At 71.4% G+C, this 19,414-nt stretch carries 17 protein-coding genes; 8 read left to right on the forward strand and 9 right to left on the reverse strand.

Features of this window, described 5'->3' with window-relative positions:
- From A3IC_RS61610 to A3IC_RS0100800, 4 genes are all read right to left on the reverse strand, one after another.
- Positions 1-996, reverse strand: coding sequence for a hypothetical protein (locus A3IC_RS61610; RefSeq protein ID WP_158695761.1), 996 nt, complete (start codon positions 994-996; stop codon positions 1-3).
- 35 nt (positions 997-1,031) lie between these two features.
- Positions 1,032-1,178 carry a hypothetical protein gene (locus A3IC_RS68225; protein ID WP_020548153.1) on the reverse strand — a complete coding sequence of 49 codons (147 nt, stop codon included), beginning with the start codon at positions 1,176-1,178 and terminating at the stop codon, positions 1,032-1,034.
- A gap of 397 nt (positions 1,179-1,575) precedes the next feature.
- Complete coding sequence (locus A3IC_RS69615) at positions 1,576-2,919, reverse strand: hypothetical protein (RefSeq protein WP_040875933.1); 1,344 nt, start codon at positions 2,917-2,919, stop codon at positions 1,576-1,578.
- Between the two features lie 69 nt (positions 2,920-2,988).
- Positions 2,989-3,621, reverse strand: coding sequence for a TetR/AcrR family transcriptional regulator (locus A3IC_RS0100800; RefSeq protein WP_040875934.1), 633 nt, complete (start codon positions 3,619-3,621; stop codon positions 2,989-2,991).
- A gap of 94 nt (positions 3,622-3,715) precedes the next feature.
- On the opposite strand from A3IC_RS0100800, the gene A3IC_RS0100805 reads away from it, so the two are divergent.
- Genes A3IC_RS0100805 through A3IC_RS0100815 form a run of 3 tightly spaced genes read left to right on the forward strand, consistent with a single transcriptional unit; the run spans position 3,716 to position 8,063 of the window.
- A complete protein-coding gene (locus tag A3IC_RS0100805; RefSeq protein WP_020548156.1) occupies positions 3,716-5,140 on the forward strand; it encodes a purine-cytosine permease family protein in 1,425 nt (474 codons plus the stop codon).
- Complete coding sequence (locus A3IC_RS0100810) at positions 5,137-6,963, forward strand: amidohydrolase (RefSeq protein WP_020548157.1); 1,827 nt, start codon at positions 5,137-5,139, stop codon at positions 6,961-6,963. The genes A3IC_RS0100805 and A3IC_RS0100810 overlap by 4 nt, the downstream gene beginning before the upstream one ends.
- Positions 6,960-8,063 (forward strand): C45 family autoproteolytic acyltransferase/hydrolase, encoded by a 1,104-nt coding sequence (locus A3IC_RS0100815; protein ID WP_020548158.1) that lies wholly within the window; start codon positions 6,960-6,962, stop codon positions 8,061-8,063. Before A3IC_RS0100810 ends, A3IC_RS0100815 begins: the two co-directional genes overlap by 4 nt.
- A 180-nt stretch (positions 8,064-8,243) precedes the next feature.
- Here A3IC_RS0100815 and A3IC_RS0100820 read toward each other — a convergent pair whose 3' ends face one another.
- A complete protein-coding gene (locus A3IC_RS0100820; RefSeq protein WP_020548159.1) occupies positions 8,244-9,665 on the reverse strand; it encodes a N,N-dimethylformamidase beta subunit family domain-containing protein in 1,422 nt (473 codons plus the stop codon).
- A gap of 167 nt (positions 9,666-9,832) precedes the next feature.
- Here A3IC_RS0100820 and A3IC_RS0100825 point away from each other — a divergent pair, with 167 nt between their 5' ends.
- The gene (locus A3IC_RS0100825) at positions 9,833-10,162 is read left to right on the forward strand and encodes a DHCW motif cupin fold protein (RefSeq protein ID WP_026217729.1); all 330 of its coding nucleotides are present in this window, start codon (positions 9,833-9,835) and stop codon (positions 10,160-10,162) included.
- Positions 10,163-10,563: 401 nt separating this feature from the next.
- Here the strand turns inward: A3IC_RS0100825 and A3IC_RS0100830 are convergent, their stop codons facing one another.
- From A3IC_RS0100830 to A3IC_RS0100840, 3 genes are all read right to left on the reverse strand, one after another.
- Positions 10,564-11,487, reverse strand: a complete 924-nt coding sequence (locus A3IC_RS0100830; protein WP_020548161.1) for an RNA polymerase sigma-70 factor — start codon at positions 11,485-11,487, stop codon at positions 10,564-10,566.
- A 186-nt stretch (positions 11,488-11,673) separates the two neighbouring features.
- Positions 11,674-12,147 carry a carboxymuconolactone decarboxylase family protein gene (locus tag A3IC_RS0100835; protein ID WP_020548162.1) on the reverse strand — a complete coding sequence of 158 codons (474 nt, stop codon included), beginning with the start codon at positions 12,145-12,147 and terminating at the stop codon, positions 11,674-11,676.
- A 527-nt stretch (positions 12,148-12,674) separates the two neighbouring features.
- The gene (locus A3IC_RS0100840; RefSeq protein WP_020548163.1) at positions 12,675-13,628 is read right to left on the reverse strand and encodes a LysR family transcriptional regulator; all 954 of its coding nucleotides are present in this window, start codon (positions 13,626-13,628) and stop codon (positions 12,675-12,677) included.
- A gap of 104 nt (positions 13,629-13,732) precedes the next feature.
- Here A3IC_RS0100840 and A3IC_RS0100845 point away from each other — a divergent pair, with 104 nt between their 5' ends.
- From A3IC_RS0100845 to A3IC_RS61615, 3 genes are all read left to right on the forward strand, one after another.
- Entirely contained in the window at positions 13,733-14,626 is an 894-nt protein-coding gene (locus A3IC_RS0100845; RefSeq protein ID WP_020548164.1) for an NAD(P)H-binding protein, read from the forward strand.
- Positions 14,627-14,698: 72 nt separating this feature from the next.
- Entirely contained in the window at positions 14,699-15,064 is a 366-nt protein-coding gene (locus tag A3IC_RS0100850) for a darcynin family protein (protein ID WP_020548165.1), read from the forward strand.
- Positions 15,065-15,628: 564 nt separating this feature from the next.
- Entirely contained in the window at positions 15,629-16,570 is a 942-nt protein-coding gene (locus tag A3IC_RS61615) for a DUF1838 family protein (protein ID WP_020548166.1), read from the forward strand.
- 96 nt (positions 16,571-16,666) lie between these two features.
- Here A3IC_RS61615 and A3IC_RS0100860 read toward each other — a convergent pair whose 3' ends face one another.
- Positions 16,667-17,482: an alpha/beta fold hydrolase gene (locus A3IC_RS0100860; protein ID WP_026217730.1), complete on the reverse strand. Its 816-nt coding sequence runs from the start codon at positions 17,480-17,482 to the stop codon at positions 16,667-16,669.
- 773 nt (positions 17,483-18,255) lie between these two features.
- Here A3IC_RS0100860 and A3IC_RS0100865 point away from each other — a divergent pair.
- Positions 18,256-19,365, forward strand: coding sequence for a cell wall-binding repeat-containing protein (locus A3IC_RS0100865; RefSeq protein ID WP_020548168.1), 1,110 nt, complete (start codon positions 18,256-18,258; stop codon positions 19,363-19,365).
- The last annotated feature ends 49 nt before the right edge of the window (positions 19,366-19,414 follow it).

Consider the following 19,414-nt stretch of genomic DNA (forward strand, 5'->3'; position numbering starts at 1 on the left):
TCAGCGACGCGGACGCCCGCGCGTCGCCTCGGCGTGCGCCTGCTCGAAGAAGGCCCGGCCGCCCGGATGGGTCCAGGGCAGATGGTAGCCCTGGTGATCGGTCGCCTCGAAGCGCACCGCGAGTTCGGACCAGCGCTGGGACTTGGCCAACGCGTAGCCCAGCGCGCTGTGATCGGACAGCGCGCTGGGGTGGCGCGGCGAGGCGTCGACGGGGTAGCGGTCGAGGGCGGTGTCGAGGTCCGTCTGCCGGGCGGCGTCCCGCCAGAAGTCGGTGTCGTCCGCGTCCCCGTCCCCGTTCGTCCGCAGCGCGCATTCGATGTGCGCCTCGACGAGGAGGATCACCAGGGGCGAGCCGTCCGGCGCGTCGGCCGCGGCCTTGCGCGCGAACGCGTACATGTCGGCGTGCGATCCGCACCATTTCTCGCACAGGTACTGCAAAGCCGCGTCGTGACCGGCGCGATGCCACGGGTCGCGCTCGCACAGCGCGTCCCACCGGGCGTCGAACACGGCGCGCGAGACGCCGAGTCCGCGACACACGCGCAACCACGAGACCCACGGGGTGGGATCGTCGGCGGCCGTCTCGGTCGCGAGCAGGCACGCGCGGTCGGCCTCGACCAACAACTCGTGGAAGTCGGCGAATCGGTGCCCGCTCGTGAGGCTCGCCTGCTTCGCGCCGCGCGCGTTCCAGGCCACGCGCACCGCGGCCGCGGCCATCACCACCAGCGGATCCGGTGATTCGGGCCGCTCGGCGCGCCAAGTCCACAGCCACTCCGGATGCAGCGCCGCGATCTCGCCCAACGCGCTCACCGCGACCACCCGGCGGGCCCAGTCCCGACCCACCCGATCCAACAACGCGGCGGCGGGCGCGAAGTCACCGTCGCGCACGAGACCTTGCCCGATCGCGCGGATCTCGACGTCGTCCAAGGCGGCGTCCCACACGAGCACAGGCGCGACTGCGGCCGAGCGCGTCGACGTGAATCGTCCCCAGAGTGACATGGGCATGGATCCTATGCGCCTTGCCTGACCCATCGTCAGGGGGAAAAGCGGAAGCCCCGGCCGACCGCCTGCGCGACCTCGACCCGGCCGGCGTGCGGCCCCGCCCGACCCTGCATCGCGACCCGGCCGCACACGGCGTCGAAGTACTTCTGCCGCGCTTCGACACCGAGGGCGGCAGCCACGGCCAGGGCCGCGGCGAAGTGCTGGGCCGAGGTGTGCCGGCCGGTTCGTGGTCGCCGGTCACGTGGTGGGCCCGCCGGTCCCGCAGTCGTGGACGAACGCCGTCGGCATCAGCGAACACACCTACCACGTCGCGACCTCCGCCCACCGGGCAGGACCCGGCCACAGCGCGGCTGGGAACGGGTCGACCGATAGCGCGGCGCGGCAGCGAAGACCCCCTGTCCCCGGCGCACGACCTCGGTGGAACCACCGAAATCGTCGGTGTCGATTCACGGTCGGCACGGCGCTGCGGGATCCCCGCGGCGCCGGCCTCGATCTGCTCGCCGGGACAGTGGCGGCTTTCCCCGCCGCCAGTCGCCGACGGGCGACACGGTCCGTCGCGACCTCGGCGGGGTGGGATCAGAACGAGCCGCCGCCGTCGCCGCCGCCCCAGCCGCCCCCGCCGTCACCACCCCAACCGCCGAAGCCGCCGCCACCGTCACCGCCGCCGAAGCCGCCGTCGCCCGCCCCGAACGCGCCCGCGTCCGCTGCGTAGCCCGTGTCCATGGACGCGCCGAGCGTGGTCCCGATCAACAGGCCCGGCAGCAACATGCCGCCGTACCAGCCGGCCGCCCACGGCCCGTACGCGGGACCGGCCTCCCAGTAGGGGCGGCGACCACCGGGGGCGTCCACCTCGCGAATCGCCGGATCGAGACCGTCGTCCAGGCGGGCCGCGTCGGCCGCGCAGACCGGCACGTCCCGCTCGGCGCCGCCTGCCGGCGCCCACCGCATATCCCGCACGGACGGACCGTGGCGCGGGTCGAAGAAGCACGGCGGTCGGCGTTGCGGGAGCGGTGTGCCCCGGCGTCGGGCCTCCAGGGACGCGAGGGCGAACCGTCCGTCGTCCAGGGCCTCGCTGACCGCGCGCACGTCCCCGGGTTCGCGGGCCGCGGCCATGGCCGACTTCGCCCGCTCGTAGGCGTCGAGGGCGTTCGTCCACTCCGCGCGCATGCCGTCGTCGGAGTCGGCCGCGCCCGGATCGAAGGCGGCCCGCTCGAGCGTCTCGCCGTATGCGGTGATGTCCTCGTCGACCACGGGCCGCACCTGCTCCAGCTCCTGTCGTGCCTGCGCCGCCCGGCGGGTACGGCCGCGCCTGCGCACCAGCAGGACCGCGCCGACCCCGGCGGCGATCACGACCGTGACGACCGCGAGGCCGGCCCACGACGAGCCGTCGCGCGCGGACGCCGATCCCTGCCGCGCGTCGGCCACGGTTTGGTCGACGAAGGCGGTGAGCAGCCCCGGTCCGTCGCCCTGGTGCGCGGCGAGCACGTCACTCTTGATCGTGGCGAGCCGCGCCCGGGACATGACCGACGCATCGGCCGCGGCGTCGAACGTGCGGCCCACGGCGATCGCGTACACGCCGGGTCGGCCCACCTGCTCACGCAGGCCCGACAGCACCGCCGCCCGCGAACCGGCCGTCGCGAGCGGCGAGTCGGCCGGTACCGCGACCACGAAGACCGGCTTGCCGGACGATCGAATCCTCGCCCGCAACGCGTCGGCGGTATTCGCGGGCAGCACATTCGCGGCGGCCGGAACGGTGTATACCGGGTCGTCCTTGAGCGAGGCGCCGATCGTCCCGATACCGCCGCCGGACGCCGCGTGCGCAGGCGCCGACACGACGATCAGGATCGCGAGCACGAGGGCCGTCCCGAGCACGAGCACTTTCGAGGCCGGCCACCCGCAACGAAATGCACCTTTCGTCATATCTTCAGGCTACTGCCGCCATCCCGGGTCACCCGGGAGGTCGGACGCCGCCGACCCGCCCGCGTGACGTCACCCGCGGGCGCGCAGCGTGCCGCCCGGCAGTCCCAGCAGGCGTTCGGCCGTTGCGATCGCCATGTCGTGCAGGGCCGGGTGGTCGAACGGGACGTCGTCGTTGGTGTACGCGCCGAGGCCATCCACGTTGACGAGGATGTGCAGGGCGACGCCGAGCGGGTCCTCCGTCGTGAATTCGCCGGCGTGTACGCCCTTGTCGACGAGGACGGTGAGGGCGTCGCGGGTGAGCGCCTCCTGGGCTCGGACCGCCGCACGCAGTCCGGGTTTGAACCTGCTGACGTGGCGCGCGTTGAGCCACAACCGGCCGAGGTCGACGTATTCGCCGTCGGTCAGGCGGGCGAGGAAGCGGGCCAGTCGATCGACCGGGGCGAGCCCGATCTCCTCGTCCGGCAGCAGCGACGCGCGTTCCTTGCTCGCGGCGTAGGCGAATGCCTCGCTCACCAGGTCGTCGGCGGCCGGAAAGTAGTGGCCGATGAGTCCGGGGCGCACCCCGAGTTCGTCGGCGACGCGCCGGAGCGTGATGCGCTCCAGTCCCTCTTCGAGGGCGATCCGCGCGGCGGTGTGCACGATTTCGGCGCGACGCTCCTCGGGCATCTTGCGAATCCGCGTCGGCGGGGGGCTTGACGTCATACCGACCACCCTATTGGATGTGTGGCCAATACCCCATTGGCCAAGAGACCAATAGCAGTCGTCGCCAGGGGTGAACCCCGAGAGGTCTCGACGTATGAACCACGCACTCCCCGCGCCGGCATCCGACGCAACCGCCGGCGATCACGTCGGCCGCCCGGAGACCCGGGGCATCGACCAGGTCCCCGAGGCCGAGCGGCACGGGCGACCGAGCGAACTCTTCGCCATCTGGGCCGCCCCGAACGTCAGCTACCTGAGCTTCGTCGTCGGCGCGGCGCTGATCCTGATGGGGCTCTCGTTGGCCCAGGCCATCGGGATCACGCTGGTCGCCAACCTGCTGTGGATCACCACGGGCGTGGTGGCGGTGAGCGGTCCGGCCGCCGGCACGAGCGGATCGGTCGTCTCCCGCGCCATGTACGGCGTCCTGGGCAACCGGGTCGTCCTGGTCCTCACCGGATGGCTCATCGCCTCCGCCTACCTCGCCCTGAACTGGTCGGCCGCCTCCGTCGCCGGCATCGGCCTCGCCAAACGACTCGGCCTTCCCGACAACGCGGCGGTCGAGGCCGTGATCGTCTGCGCGATCGCCGGCGGCACCGTGCTCATCGCGATCTTCGGCCACGCCACGATCGTGCGCCTGTACGCGGCCCTCAGTGCCTTCCTCACCCTGGTCTTCGTCGTCGTGACCGGCTACGTACTCGCCAACACCGACTGGTCCTACGCCCCCGCCGAACCGCTGCGCGGAACGGCCCTGTTCGCCACCCTCACCGCGGGCTTCACCATCGTCGCCTCCACACCCCTGTCCTACAGCAACAGCCCGGACCTGGCCCGCTACCTCCCGCGCGGCACCAACCCCATCGCCATCGCCGGTTGGACGGCCCTGGGCGCGTACCTCCCCAGCGTCGTCTTCACGAGCGTCGGCGCCCTCGCGGCCACCACGCTGGACATGAGCGACCCCCAGCGCGCCCTGGAGAGCATCCTCCCGGGATGGTTCATCCCCCTGTTCGTCATCGCGGTCGTCACCAACACCATGGCGAACAACGGCATGACCGCCTACAGCGCCGGCCTCGCCATCCAATCCGTCGGCGTCCGCCTCGCCCGCATCCCGGCCGTCGTGATCATCGGCGTCCTGGGCACGACCATGACGCTCTTCGCGACCCTGGTCTTCGATTTCCTCACGAGCGTCAACACGATGCTCGAACTCGTGGTGGTCGTCACCGGCCCGGCCATGGCGGTGGCCGTGACCGACCTCCTTTTGCGCCGCAACCGCTACGACGGATCCGCCCTTCTCGCCGAACGGCGCGACGGCCCGTTCTGGTACCGCGCCGGCGTGCACTGGGCCGGCATCCTCGCCATCACCGTCGGCGGCCTCACCGCCGCGATGTGCGTGACGACGAGCTTTTGGACCGGCCCGCTCGCCACCGCCACGGGCGACCTCGACCTGGCCGTCCCGGGCGGGATGCTCACCGCCGCGGCGGTCTACTGGGGCGTGGCGCGCGCCCTGCGATCGATCCCGCGCCCGTGAACCACGCTTCCGGCAGCCACACCCCCGACGCCGCCCCCGCGGCCGGCCGGGCCGCGAACACCCCGATCCGGAAAGAGAACCACCCTGTGTACGCCGACGTCATTGTGCTCGCCCGACACGTCGAACACCTCCGTACCGAAGCCGATCCCGACCCGGGCACGGGCCTGGGCACGCGGACGTGGAGGGGGACGGACACGGGCACGAACCACGGCACGGGCACGGCGGATGCGGCCACCGGGCCGCCGCCCGCGAGCCCGGCCGCGAACGCCGTCGCGATCCGCGACGGCCGCGTCCTCGCCGTCGGCGACGCCGCGACCCTCGCTCCGCTGCGCGGCCCCGCCACGACCGTGCACGAATTCCCGCACGCCACCATCCTGCCGGGCCTGATCGACGTACACGCCCACCCGGTGTGGGGGTCGATATCCATCGGCAGCGGCGTCGACCTGTCCGGCGCCGGCACCCTCGACCAGGTCTGCGCACTCCTCGCCGCGGCCGTCGCCACGCACCCCGAGGACGCGTGGATCGCCGGATACGACCTCGACGTCAACGTGTTCCCCGGCGAGCCGACCGGCGCGGTGTTCGGCGAGCGATTCCCCGGACGCGCGGTCTCACTCATGACCCGCGACGCACACGCGCTCGTCGTGAGCCCCCGCGTCGTGGAACTCGTCGGCCTCACCGGCCACGAGACGTTCACCGACGCCTCCTCGATCGAGGTCGGCCCGGACGGCCGCCCCACCGGATACGTAGTCGAACTCCAGGCGATGGATCTGGTGTTCGCGCACTACCCCGACGTATCCGTGGACACCGCCGCCACGTACGTCCGCCGCGAACTCGAACGCCTGGCCCGCGGCGGCCTCACCGGTCTGCACGCCCTGGATTTCGCCGACCCCTCGGAAGCCGTCTACCGACACCTCGAAGAGCATGGCGAGTTGCCGGTGCGCATCCGCTGCTCTCCCCTGGTGGCCGCCGACTCCGGCCCCGACGCCTGGCAACACGTCGCCGATCTCCAGGGCCTTCGCGGCCGGCGCTGGCACGTCGAGGGGGTCAAGTTCATGCTCGACGGAACCGCCGACAACGGCACCGCCTGGTTCGAACACCCGGACACACACGGCGAGAACTGCGAACCGCTGTGGCGTGACGTGGACGCCTACCGCGCCGCGATGCGGTACTTCGTCGAGCGCGGCATCCCCACCGCCACGCACGCCATCGGTGACCGGGCCGTGCGCTTCGCGCTCGACGTCATCGACGAGATCGGACCGGTCCCCCGTGCCCCGCACCGCATCGAACACGTCGAATCCATTCCCGACGACCTCCTCGGCCGCTTCGCCGAACTCGGCGTCGTGGCAAGCCTGCAACCCGCGCACGCCACGCGACACACCCGCGGCGACGGCACCGACAACTGGTCGCGGCGCATCGGCCCCGACCGCGCCGCCCACGGCTGGCGCACCCGCGACCTCGTGGACCACCACGCCGTCGTGGCCCTCGGCTCCGACTGGCCCATCGGCCCGGGAGATCCGCGCGTGGGCCTCGCCGACTGCCAACTGCGCCGCCCCGTCGAGGAACCGGACACCATGCCCGTACACCCGGAGCAGGCGCTCACGGCACGCGAGGCATACGTCGGCATGACGCTCGCCGCCGCCCACGCCGGCGGCGCCTCCCGTCGACTCGGCCGCATCGCCCCGGGTTACTTCGCGGACCTCACCGTCCTGGCCGCGAACCCGCTCGACCTGATCCCCGAGGCGCAGGCCGACAACGCCGTGCTCGCCACCGTCGTCGACGGCGACGTGCAACTCCACACCGACATCCCCAAGGACCGCCCGTGACCGCCGCATCGAACCCGCACCCCGAACACCGCCCGCACATCACCGCCGCCGCCACCGACCCCCGCACCCGCGGCATCACCCGCGGGCAGGCACTGCGCCCGGGCATCCACGGCGCGATCGAGACCTACGACCGGCTCTTCGCCCTCGGCGGCATCACCACCACCCGGGTCCACGACGACGCCGAGCGCGCCCTCGACACGATCGACGGGTTCCGCCCCGACGCCCGCGCCGAGATCGAGGGCATCGCCCACGGCGCGCATGTGGAACCGTGGCGCATCGCGGCCCTGAACGCACGCACGGAGATCCTCGCCCGCAGCACGACCGTGCCCCCGGGTGAATGCACCACCCTCGTGCGCCGGCTCGGTCCCGCCGACTCCCCCGCCGCACGTACCTTCGGCATCCAAACCTGGGACTGGCACGTCGAACTCGCCGACCACTGGCACACGTTCGCCTCGCGCGGCGGTCGGCACGACGTGGTCGGCCTGACCGAACACGGCATCCTCGGCAAGATCGGCGTCAACAGCGCCGGCCTCGCCCTGCACTTCAACATCCTCGGTCACGTCCGCGACGGTATCGGCGGCGTCCCCATGCACGTACTCGCGGCGATCGTCCTCGAAGAGGCCGCCGACGTCACCGAGGCACTGGCGATCGTACGCAGCGCCCCCATCGCGTCCTCGGGATCCTTCGCGCTCTTCGACCCGGCACAGGCGGTCCTGCTCGACCTCAGTCCCGTAGGCGTCTTCGAGATCGAACCCGAGAACGGCGTCCTGCTGCGCACCAACCACTTCCTCACCCCGATACCGGCGGCGGACGAGAAGACCTGGCTCTACCAACCCGACTCGGCCGAACGCCACGCCTTCGTGTGCGCCCGCCTCACCGACGCGGGCGCGCCCGACACGCCCGAGGAACTGGTGGACCATCTGGTCACCGGGGCCGGCGAACCACCCGTGACCTGCGTCCCCGACCCGGGCAAACCACTCGGCCAACGCTGGGCCACCCTCGCGACGGTCATCCTCGAACCCGCCGCCCACACCGCCACCATCCTCGACGGCACACCCGCCGACGCCAGGACCGGGACCTGGCGCACCCTCACGGCATGACCCGAGCTTCCCGGGGCGACCGGGCACCGCTGTCGCCACCGCCACTGCTCGCCGTCGGCGCGGTGGCGTCCGCGAACCCGGCCATGCCCTGCCGGGCGGTGTGTGGGTGGGGCTCTTCTTCCCGCCCCTGCCCCGGCCACTGCCCCTGCACCGACGCGAGGCGGCGCCGGGCCCGGTGCCTTAGGACAACATCCCGATCACATTGCGGGTGATGGCACGCACCTGCCGGTCCAGCGGAAGCACGCGCGGCCAGTCGACCGTGGCGGCGGTGAAGACGGTGCCGCCTCGGGTGTACAGGCCCATGGTTGCCGCCCGCACGCCGCCGCCGTTCTCCCGCGCGGCGTGGTGCCAGCCGGCGGCCGGGTCCGTGGGAAGTTCGGCGACGCCCAGGATCGTGAAGTCGACGGGGGTGCCGTCCTCGCCGGTGGCCGCGGCCGTTCCCCGCCCGTCGCGGCGCAGCGCGGCGCCGTCGCATTCGTAGCCGACCAGGGCGTGTTCGGCGCCGAGGAGGTCGCCGTCGCGCAGCCCGGTGCCGATGAAGAGCGGGTGTTGGGCGTGTTGCACGGTGAAGCCCGACGCCGTTCGGGAACCGAGCCAGTGGCCGCCGCCGTTGCGGTAGCTGACGCCGGTCAGGCTGTTCTCCGGTTCGGTTTCCCACCAGTGGTCGGGGACACCTCGGAGCGCGTCGATGTCTGCGCCCGGCCCGGCACCCGGCGGAAATTTGGTACAGGCCAGGGCGCTGCCGTCGTCGGTGACCGTGACGCGCCACCAACAGGTGTTCGCGCCGAAGACGGCGATGTTGCCGCCGCGATCGCGATACGCGGTGACGTGTCGGCGGGCGCGGGCGCTCCAGTACTCGTCGTGGCCGGCGGAGAGCAACAGCCGGTATCCATTGGGTATTTCGGGCCAGGTGTGCAGGTCCAGGTCGGTGCAGTAGTCGACCGTGTGGCCGCTTGCCTCCAGCCAGGCGATGAAGGGCGCGTCCCAGTGCGCGAAAGTCTGGCGCGGGGTACGCGGGTCGTGGGCGTCCGGATGGCCCTTGACCGGGCCGCCGATGCCGCCGCCGGGGCGGCGCAGGTCGACGACCCTGGTACCGCCCGGCGGTGGGGTCACGTGGTCGTGGGTCGACCGGTACAGGCTCCCGCCACCGCTCTCGTTGTAGGCGTGGTAGGTGAAGATCGGCACCTTGTAGAGGATGCGCGTGGTGGGCTCGCGGGGCGTGACCACGAACAACAACCGCCCCGCGCGGGCGTCCACCTCCTCGGCGCTCGCGGGGGCCGGGTCCGGCGGCCCGGCGGCGTCCGCCCGCAGGACGGCCAGGTACACCCCCGAAGGCCAGTCCACGGGAACGACGAAGTCGTAGCCGGGCCAGCGCCAGTCCTCGTCGTGGCGGCGAACCGGCGCATGGCGGCCGTCCGCGTCCAGGCCGGCCATGTGGCGCAGGGTGGCACCGCACCGGTACACGTCCATCCGGAAGCGGCGGGCGCGGGTGGCCACATGCAGGCGCAGGGTGTCCCCGGCGCGAACGCCGGGCCGGGCGGGATACCCGTCGACGACCGGTCGGCGGGTCCGGGAGGCGGTGTCACGGTGCAGATCGGGCATGGGGCGGCTCCGGAGGCGATCGAACGACGACCGGCCTGCGCCGGCGGGGCGACCACCGCTGCCTACCAGGCTCCGCGTCCCCGCGCCATGCCGACCACGGAATCCGGACATCTGCGGACGGGAGTGGCCGCCACTGCTCCGCGGCGGCGCATGTGTAGGCTCATCCGATGGACATGACGGGCGTGCGTTTCGGAACCACCGACTGGTCGTCGGTCCCCACGTCGGAGCATGCGGGCGAGTCCGGCAGCGCGACCTGGCGCACCCGGGAATTCGGTTCCGTGCGAGCGCGGATGGTGGAGTACAGCCCCGGCTATCTGGCCGATCACTGGTGCACGCGGGGCCACATCCTGCTGGTGCTGGAAGGCACGCTCACCACCGAACTGGCTAACGGCGAGATCGTCACCCTCACCGCGGGGAGCAGCTACCAGGTCGGCGACGACATGGAGCCACACCGTTCCAGCACCCGGGACGGCGCCCGTCTGTTCATTGTCGACTGACGGTCGCCCGCATGCGTCGCGCGCCGGTCGGCGACCGAGCGCGTAACCCCGGCCGCCCTGGCGATGTACGCCCGCCGTCAGGGTGCCGGTCTCCGAGTCACGGGCCACTGCGCACACTTCGGCGGCGTCGCCGTACCACGCCTCGCGATCGGCCATCGCGAGTTTGCCACCCTCGATCAGGGCGTGGACGTACTCCGCCGACCCGTGCCCATCCGGCGGCGCGAGGCTCGACGCCCGCCCCGCGCGCAGCCCCGTGGCCGGTATCGGCCCGAGGCCGGGAACAACCCTCCCCGCGCGTCCACTCGGCGGCCCGACGCCCGGGCCGGGCGCGGCCGGCGCGTCCCCGCCGTCGACGTGACCCACCGGTCGACCACCCGCGGCCGGCCTCCCCGTCGGGGACGTCAGCGCATCTGTCGCCGAACCCGCTTCACCTCGCGGTCGACGGCCCAGGCGTCGGCGACCGGCCCGAGGTGGCCGAGCTTGTCGGGGTTGCTCACCCCGCGGATGGTCTGGATCCGCCCATCGCGCATCTCCAGGAGCAGGGCTTGCAGGATCCGCCCGTCCCGGTCGCGCAGGATCGCGCCGGGTTGGCCGTTGACCTCATGCGGCTCGAACGTCACGTCGACCCGGAGCAGCCACGGGAAGACCGCGTCCAACAGCCGGGCCACCTTGACCGCGCCCAGGACGCTCCTGGCCAACTGCGGTGCCCTGCCGCCACCGTCCCCGACCAGCTGCACGTCGGCGGCCAGCAGATTCTGCAGCCCGCCCACGTCACCGTTCCGCAATGCGTCGAAGAACCGCGTCGCCAGTTCCTGCCGTTCCCCGCGGTCCGCTTCGAACCGCGGTCGCCCGGCCTCCATATGCCGCCGCGCCCGCACCAGCAGCTGCCGGCACGCCGCCTCCGAACGCCCCACCGCCGCGGCGACGTCCTGGTACCCGAAGGCGAACACCTCGCGCAGTACGAACACCGCCCGCTCCAGCGGGCTGAGCCGCTCCAGCAGCAGGAGCGCCGCCATCGACACCGAGTCGGCCAGTTCCACCGATCGCGCCGGATCCTGGTACGGGTCGTTCAGCAGCGGCTCGGGAAACCATGGCCCGATGTACTCCTCCCGTCGCACCCGCGCGGAACGCAACACGTCGATCGAGATCCGGGTGACCACCGCCGACAGGAAGGCCTTGGTCGACGTGGGCAGGGTCGCCGAACCGTCGAAACGCAGCCACGTCTCCTGCACCGCGTCCTCGGCCTCACTCACGCTGCCCAGAATCCGGTAGGCGATCGAGAACAGCAGCGGCCGCAACTCCTCGAAGTCATCGACCTTGCCCACGCCGACCCCCCTTCCCCGCAACCCTGCCGCCCGGTCGTACTCGCCGACACAGGCGGCTTCTCATGATCAGCCGGACCACCGGCAGGTCAGGCTGACGCCCCTGGTCCGGCGGCCGGGGGGGCCGCGGTCGGTCCCCGGGCGCGTTGCCCCTGCCCGTGTTCGTCCTCGGGCCCCGGCTCATCGCTTTCAGTGGAACTGCCCGGCCACGTAGTTGCCGGCCGGCTGCCGGGTGATGACGTTCAGCCGGTTCACCGTGTTCATGAACGCGATCAGGAGCACCAGAGAGGTGAGTTGCTCCTCGTCGTAGTGCTTGGCCGCATCGGCCCACGCCTCGTCGCCGACCCCGCCGGCCGCGTCCGCGACCCGGGTCCCCTGCTCCGCCAGTTCCAGCGCGGCACGCTCGGCCTCGGTGAAGACCGTGGCCTCCCGCCACGCCGCCACCATGTGCAGCCGCACCGGCGTCTCGCCGGCGGCGGCGGCCTCCTTGGTGTGCATGTCGATGCAGACGGCACACCCGTTGATCTGGCTCACCCGCAGCGACACCAGTTCCTGCGTCGCGGCCGGCAGCGGCGAGTCCTTGATCGCCTTGCCCGTCGACATGAGGTACTTGAATGCCTTGCTGTCGATCGGTCCGGCGAAGAAGTTCAGTCGCGCGTCCATGGTGTGCTCCCTCGTGCTCGTCGATGCCTACGCCCTCTGAGACGAGGACGCCCACTCCCCTGTGACATCGACCCATGTGACCTGGGTCTCCCACCCGTGGCACGGGTCGGCCGGAGTCGGTTCCCCGGCATCCGGCACTCGTTGCGGCTTCGGTAGCACGTGCGCGTCCGCCGCGAAGTGGCCGCAGTCGGTGGTGAGCGGTGCGAAGCGCAGGTATTCCAGGATGCCGCGCGGGTCCGCGGGCTCGGGCCTGGTGCTGGGGTCGGCGTATACCAGAACGCGGGCCGCAGGAGGCCGCCTTCGGCGAACTCGTCCCACCCCGAAACGGTCGACATGCAGAAGAAGTCGTGACCACGGCCGTACGCGACGATCCGGGTCAGGTGTGCCGCGGCGGCCCGAACGAGCAGGCGGTTCTTCTCCTCGACGGGCAGACCGTCCAGGAACGCCAATCGCTCATGGAGCGACCACAGCGGCGCGCTCGGATCCTGTTGCCGCCTGGTCGTGGCCGGCCCGGTGCCTCGGTCGGATCATGTGGTGGGGCTTCCGGAAGCGCGGAGGGTTCGGCGGATGGCGTTGCGGAGCCAGTGGTGGGCTCCGTCGGCTGTGTGCCGGGGGTGCCAGGCCATGCCGATGGTCACCGGTGGCAGTGCCAGGGGGATATCGAGGAGGCGCAGTCCGAGGGCGGTCGCGTCGTCGGTGAGGGGTGAGGGGGCGGCGCCGGGGAGTGCGGCGGGCACGAGGCAGACGACGTCGCTGCGGATGGCGAGGGTCATTGCGGCCAGGTGGCTGGGGAGGACGACGCTGACCCGCCGGTGGAGGTTCTGCTCGGCCAGGGCGGTGTCGAGGGGGCCGGTGAACCGGCCGCGGCGGCTGACCGCGACGTGCTGGGCGGCGGCGAGCCGAGCCGGGGTCAGGGGTCTTTCGGTGAGGGGGTGGCCTGGCCGGACGGCCGCCATCATGCGAAGGCTGACCAGTTCTTCGATCCGGGTTTCCGGGTCCACGTGGTCGATGGATCCGACCTCCAGGTCGATTCGGCCGTCGCGGAGGGCGGTTCCGGCCTCCAGTTCTTCGCCCCGCAGCCGGAACGAGACCCCCGGCGCCTCCTGCTGGGCCAGTTGCAGCAGTCCGGGGGCCAGTGCCGCACCGACCAGGTCGGCGGCCTGGAGGGTGAAGGTGCTGCGCAGGCCGGCGGGGTCGACGCCGGTGCCGGGGCTGAGCAGTGCTTCGAGGCTGCGTACCACCGCGGCGGCTTCGTCGCGCAGGGTCTGGGCGCGTGGGGTGGGGACCATGGTCTGTCCGGCCCGGACCAGGAGCGGGTCCTGGAGGACGCGGCGCAGGCGGGCGAGGGTGCGGCTCATGGCGGCGGGCGAGGTGTGCAGGCGGGCGGCGGCGCGGGTGACGCTGTGCTCGGCCAGTAGGGCGTCCAGCGCGATGGCGAGATTGGCGTCGATGACCGGCTCTGGGCTGTTCACCAGCATCATTCCGTTTCAGTCAATGATTCCGTGCTGAAGTTCCCATTGTGGCAACACGGCTGTCCTCCGCAGGATGAGGGTCATACCGATCCGGCACGACCTGCGAGGCATTCATGATCGTTATTACCGCTCCCACCGGGAACATCGGCCGTCACCTGCTTTCCGAGCTCCTGGAGTCCGCCCCCGCCGCGGGCGAGGAACTGCGCGTGATCGTGCGCGACCCCGCCCGGCTTCCGGACGCGGCGCGCGGACGCGTCGAGGTGATCACCGGCTCGCACGCGGAAGCCGAGGTCCTCGACCGGGCCTTCGAGGGTGCGGACGCCGTCTTCTGGCTCGTCCCCCCGGACGCCTCCCTGACCCCGCACGACGCCTACACCGGCTTCACCCGCCCCGCCGCCAAGGCGCTCGTCGCCCACGGCGTCGGCCGTGTCGTCGGCGTCTCGGCGCTCGGCCGCGGCACCCCGCTCGCCGACCGCGCCGGCCTGGTCACCGCGTCCCTGGCCATGGACGACCTCATCGCCGGTACCGGTGTTGCCTACCGGGCCCTGGCCTCCCCCTCCTTCTTCGAGAACCTCCTGGAGGAAGTCGACTCGATCCGCGACAAGGGCGTCTTCACCGACAACGTCGACGCCGACCACAAGGCCCCCCGCGTCGCTGTCGCCGACCTCGCGGCCGCCGCCGCCGGCCTGTTGCTGGACCGCTCGTGGACCGGCACCGGCAGCGTCCCGGTCCTCGGGCCGCAGGACCTGTCCCCCAACGACCTGGCCCGCATCATGACCGCACAGTTCGGCCGCCCCATCCGCTACGAACGCCAGCCGCTCGACGAGATGTACACCACCCTGGTCGGCTACGGCCTCAACGAGGCATTCGTCCAGGGCATCGTCGACATGAAGCGGGCCAAGGACGAGGGCCTCGACGCCGGCGTCGTCCGCACCCCGGACACCGCCTCCCCCACCGGCTTCGAGCAGTGGTGCGCCGAGACCCTCAAGCCCGCCGTCCTCTCCTGAGGACCCACCACCCGTGGCCGGAACACATGGTGCCCGGCACACCGAATCCACTCATACCTTGGAGACTTCCCGATGCCCGCTGAGGAAACCCAGCCGCCGGTCACGGCGTTCATGCTCGTCAAGACCACACCCGAGTGGCTCGCCCTGACCGTCCAGGAACGTGTGGACGCCTTCACCACCCAGGTCCTGCCGGCCATCGAGGCCAAGACCACCGGCGTCCGGTCACGCTTCTACGACACCGAGTTCTACTCCACGCGCGTCACCGACGTCTGGGTGTGGGAAGCCGAAGACCACCACGCCTACCAGCTCCTCATCGACGCACTGCGCGAAACCCCCTTCTGGGACCGCTACTTCGAGATCGTCGACCTCCTGGTCGGTACCGAGAACGGCTACGCCCGCACCTACGGCCTCGAACCCGTCGCCACCATCACCACCTGACACACCGCCCACCCCGAACGACTGGTCCGATGCCCTCTCGCCACAACCGGCCGGAGGGCATCGGAGCGGGAAGAACCAGAGCCCGCGTCCACGGCGCCGCGGGGACGGCCAAGTCGGTGACCTGCACCCGTCGAGCAGTCGAGGCGAGTCGGCCGCTCTGCTGGTCGGTCCGTGGCAATGGGGAGACCGAACCCCCACCGGAATGCCGCGTGCATGGCTGTGACACGACAACTCGCCCCGGTGAGCGGGGCGTACGTCACCCGCTGCCGTGACTCGGCGGCAGCCAGTCCTGACCGCGGAGAACACCGACGGCCGAGGGGAACACCTTCACCCCAGGAGGCGATCATGTCCGGGGAGACAGCCGTTGCGACAGCGTTCGCGTGCTTCGGTGCCGCCACTGCGGCGTACGGTCAACCCCCGGACCGCCGCCGTTCGACGGCGTAGGCTGCCGAGCACGGGACGACGAGCCCGGGACGGCCGGCGCTCGGAGTCGGCCGACGCCGGGAGTTCGGCCGACGAACGATGTGGGCGGACATGATCGAGACGAATGGACGGACACCGCGCATGGAATCCGGCAAGACATCGCCCGAGGCCCTGATCGCGTCGCTCGACGACGCGAACGCCCGGCTCTTCGTACGGTTGCTCGGCCGCCCCGACGGCCACGACATGCTGTACCGCATCAGCGGAACGGTGCACAATCACGTGCCCGGTGACGTTTACGGCAAGGTCTTCCCGCACGGTCGCGTGCTGTTCGGTGTCGAGGGCTACAACATCCGCCGGCTGATCAACCCGCCGGGCACCGACGACCTGCACATGGTCTCGCGCGAGATCGTCTTCTACACCGACCCGAAGGACGGCACCGTCCTGACCGAGTGGACGAACCCGCTGGACGGACACACCCGTCCCCTCCCGCCGATCGCCAACGACCGCGTCCAGCTGTCGTACCGCATCCGCGACGGCGCCCTGTACGCGCTGTTCGGCCCCGCCGAGGTGCCGCTGGCCGCCTCCGTCGCCCCGCGGCGGGTCCATCGCAACCTGGTGTGGACGCTGGACGTGCCGCCCGTCTATCGCCTGGCCGACCGCTACGGCATCGACGACGACTTCGGCCTCGCGAACTCGACCTACACGTCATGGGAGTTGTTCGACTTCCTGGTGCACGAGGACGACGCCCACGCGTACTCCGGTACGGATGCCGCCACCCGGACGGGAGCGATGCCCGTGAGCAACTGTTGGAGCCGGATCTGCCCGTACGTGCCGGCGATGGGCATCGCGGAAAGCGAGACGCCGGGCAACCTCGTCTACCACGCGCGTGCCTGGAGCATGGACGGTTTCGACGCGCTCGAACCGTGGTTGGCCGATCTCGTACGCACCCACCACCCGCTGTACACGAGCGCCCCCGACACCCCCGGCAGCGAACCCAACACCACCACCTGGACCGCGTTCCACGCCGACGTACTGGCCCCACGCGGCCTCACCTGGCGCGAATGGCGCGACACGGCCCACTGAGGCGCTCACCCACTCCCCACAACTGCTGTTGGAAGCGCGACGCGTGATTCCGCCGAGATCGCGGCGGACCCGGTCGGCCCGCCGCACGCGCGCGGATCAGGACGAGTCGGCCAGGAAGCCGGTCACGGTTGCGACGTACTGCTCGGGGTGCGTCGAGTGCGGGACGTGCCCGGCGCCGTTCAGCGCGGCGACCCGCGCGTGTGGGATCGCGTCGGCGAGTTTGCCGATGATCTTCGGAAACCACGCCGGACTCGCGGTGCCGTGGGTCAAGAGCACGGGGGCGGCCAACGTCGACAGACCGGACGGGTCGATCGCCGCCCAGTGCGGATCGTTTTGTTCGTCCAGGAACGTGGCGGCGTTGCCGACGAAGGTCTCGCGTACCGGAGCGGGCAGCTTCGCCCACATCCCCGGCCCGAGAGCGACCTCCTCGACGAACCGGTACACCCCGCCCCGGTCGTCGCCCGCGCGCAGGCTGTCCACGACCGCGTCGATCCGGCTCCCCATCTCACGCATCAGCGGCTCGAGTTCCGGATCGCCCGCCACGGTCTCCAACAGCGGCGGCTCGTGCGCCACGAGGCTGCGGAACACCTCGGGCCGACGAGCGGCCCGCCCCAGCGCCGTGGACGCGCCGAAGGAGTTCGCGACCACGTGGGCGGGCGCCATGTCGAGCCGCTCCAGCAGCGCCGCCAGGTCGTCCTCGTCCTGGGTGCGGGCTCCCGGGCCGGCCGGCCCGGTGCTCCGGCCGTGGCCTCGACGGTCGTAGGTCACGACGCGATAGGACGCGGCGAGCGCGGGAACGACCGACCGCCAACTGTTGTGGTCGGTCCAGGAACCGTGCACGAGGACGAGCGGCTCGCCGTCGCCCGCGACTTCGTAGTACAGGTCGGCGCCATTCACCTGTGCGTGCGGCATGCCGGGTTCCCCTCGCTCGGGTGTCACGGCGGTCCCGCCGTTCACTGCGTTCACGAACCACCGTCGCACGAACCACCGTCGCGAGCGCGACATTCCCGGGCGGCGCCCCTCCCGGGCACGCGCCGACGCCGCCCATGGCTCGGTTGTCGGGCCTTCCGGAAAGCCGAATTGCACGAGGCGACCGGCAGGGAGTCAGTCATCCGCGAGCGCCCGCATGTGGGGATATGTCGCCGCGCGGGGATTCGGTTCGGCGGCGTGATGTATTTCACTGTCCGCGCGCGCCGACAAACCCCGGGCATGCGCCGACGGATCGAATTCGGCACGCCTTTTCGGAAGCTCGCTCCCCTCGTGGAGCCTCCGATTCCCGCGTATCGACAAATCATCGTCGGCGACGTGCGGACAGCCCTCGACCTGCGGTCGGGTAATCGATGGGAGATCGGGCAGGAAGGGACGAGAAGGGCGAAACATCAGGTAGGGGATCTGCGCGTGAGGCATGCCACAGAATTCGCTTGGCTTTCGACTTCGGAACGGGTTAGGTTGATCCAGCCTACCGGCATCCGGACGTTTGGGGACGATTCGGTTAATGCGGCCCAAAGGCGTGGGGGAATCATCCGATGCGCGTACCGCACGCATCGGCGAGCACGGCAAGACCTGTGAATCGATAAATGTTTCAGAGTGTCCGCCGGTACTCCACCCGGGCGCATCCTTTCGTTGGGATCGCCATCGGTCGGTGCTTCTTTCGTTTTGATTTTCCAAGAGAAGGTCGGGCTTTGATGAAGCCACGTCGTCTGATCACCGCGATCGTTTCAGCCGCCACTGTCGCGCTGGGCACGGTCGCTCTTTCCGCCCCGGCCGGCGCCGCCGACGCCGACTCGGTGGTGCGGCTGTCGGGCTGGAACGCCGTCGCCACCTCCGCCGCAATCTCGCAGGCGACCTACAACAACGGCGGCGCCGACGCCGTCGTGCTGACGCGCGCCGACCACTTCGGTGACGGCCTGGTGGCCGCGCCGCTGGCCGTCGCCAAGAAGGCCCCGCTGCTGCTCACCGAGACCCAGTCGCTGAGCCCGGAGGCGGAGGCGGAGCTCAAGCGCGTCCTGCCGCAGGGCAAGTCGGTCTACGTCCTCGGTGGCGAACTCGCGCTCTCCAAGAACGTCGAGAACCGGGTCAGGGCTCTCGGCTACAACGTCGTGCGCATCGGTGGCGCGTCGCAGTACGAGACCGCGATCAACATCGCGAACGCGGCCACCCTGAGCCCGAAGTACATCCTCCTGGCCACCGGTCGGGAGTACTACGACGCGCTGGCCGCGGGTGCCTCGGCCGCCCTCGACGGCAGTGTCGTCGTCCTCACCGACGGTGCCAACCTGCCCAACTCGGTGCGCAACTACCTCGACCAGCACCCGAACTCGGAGCTGGTCACCGTCGGCACGCCGGCCGAGGACGCGCTGTACAACAACTACAACCGCGACTACTACGCCTTCTCCGGTGACGACGCGATCGACACCGCGCTCGCCGTCGCGGACTGGCTCGAGACGCCGGGCAACGCGAGCATCGCGACGATGAACACGTACCACGACGCGATGGCGGGCAGCGCGCTGTCCGGCCTGATCGGGGCACCGGTCCTGCTGAGCAACAGCGACCGGCTCGACCCGCGCGTGGCCGCGTGGATCACCACCCACCGCCCGACGCTCAAGAACGCGCTGCTCTACGGCGGCACCCTGGCGTTGAGCGACCGCGTCTTCACCGACACGCAGAACGCGCTCGGTGTCGGCGGCGCAGCGCTGCGCACCGCACCCCAGGCCCCGTCGCTGACGGCGCCCAAGGAGAAGGGCGACCGCCTGAACAAGTTCCCCAAGCACGCGCCGGCCACCACCGCCACCCGCTGATCCCGACGGCGTCCGCGACCGCTCCCCGAGCGGTCGCGGACGCCGTTCG

Origin of the sequence: Embleya scabrispora DSM 41855 (assembly GCF_000372745.1) — a bacterium.
Taxonomy (GTDB): domain Bacteria; phylum Actinomycetota; class Actinomycetes; order Streptomycetales; family Streptomycetaceae; genus Embleya; species Embleya scabrispora.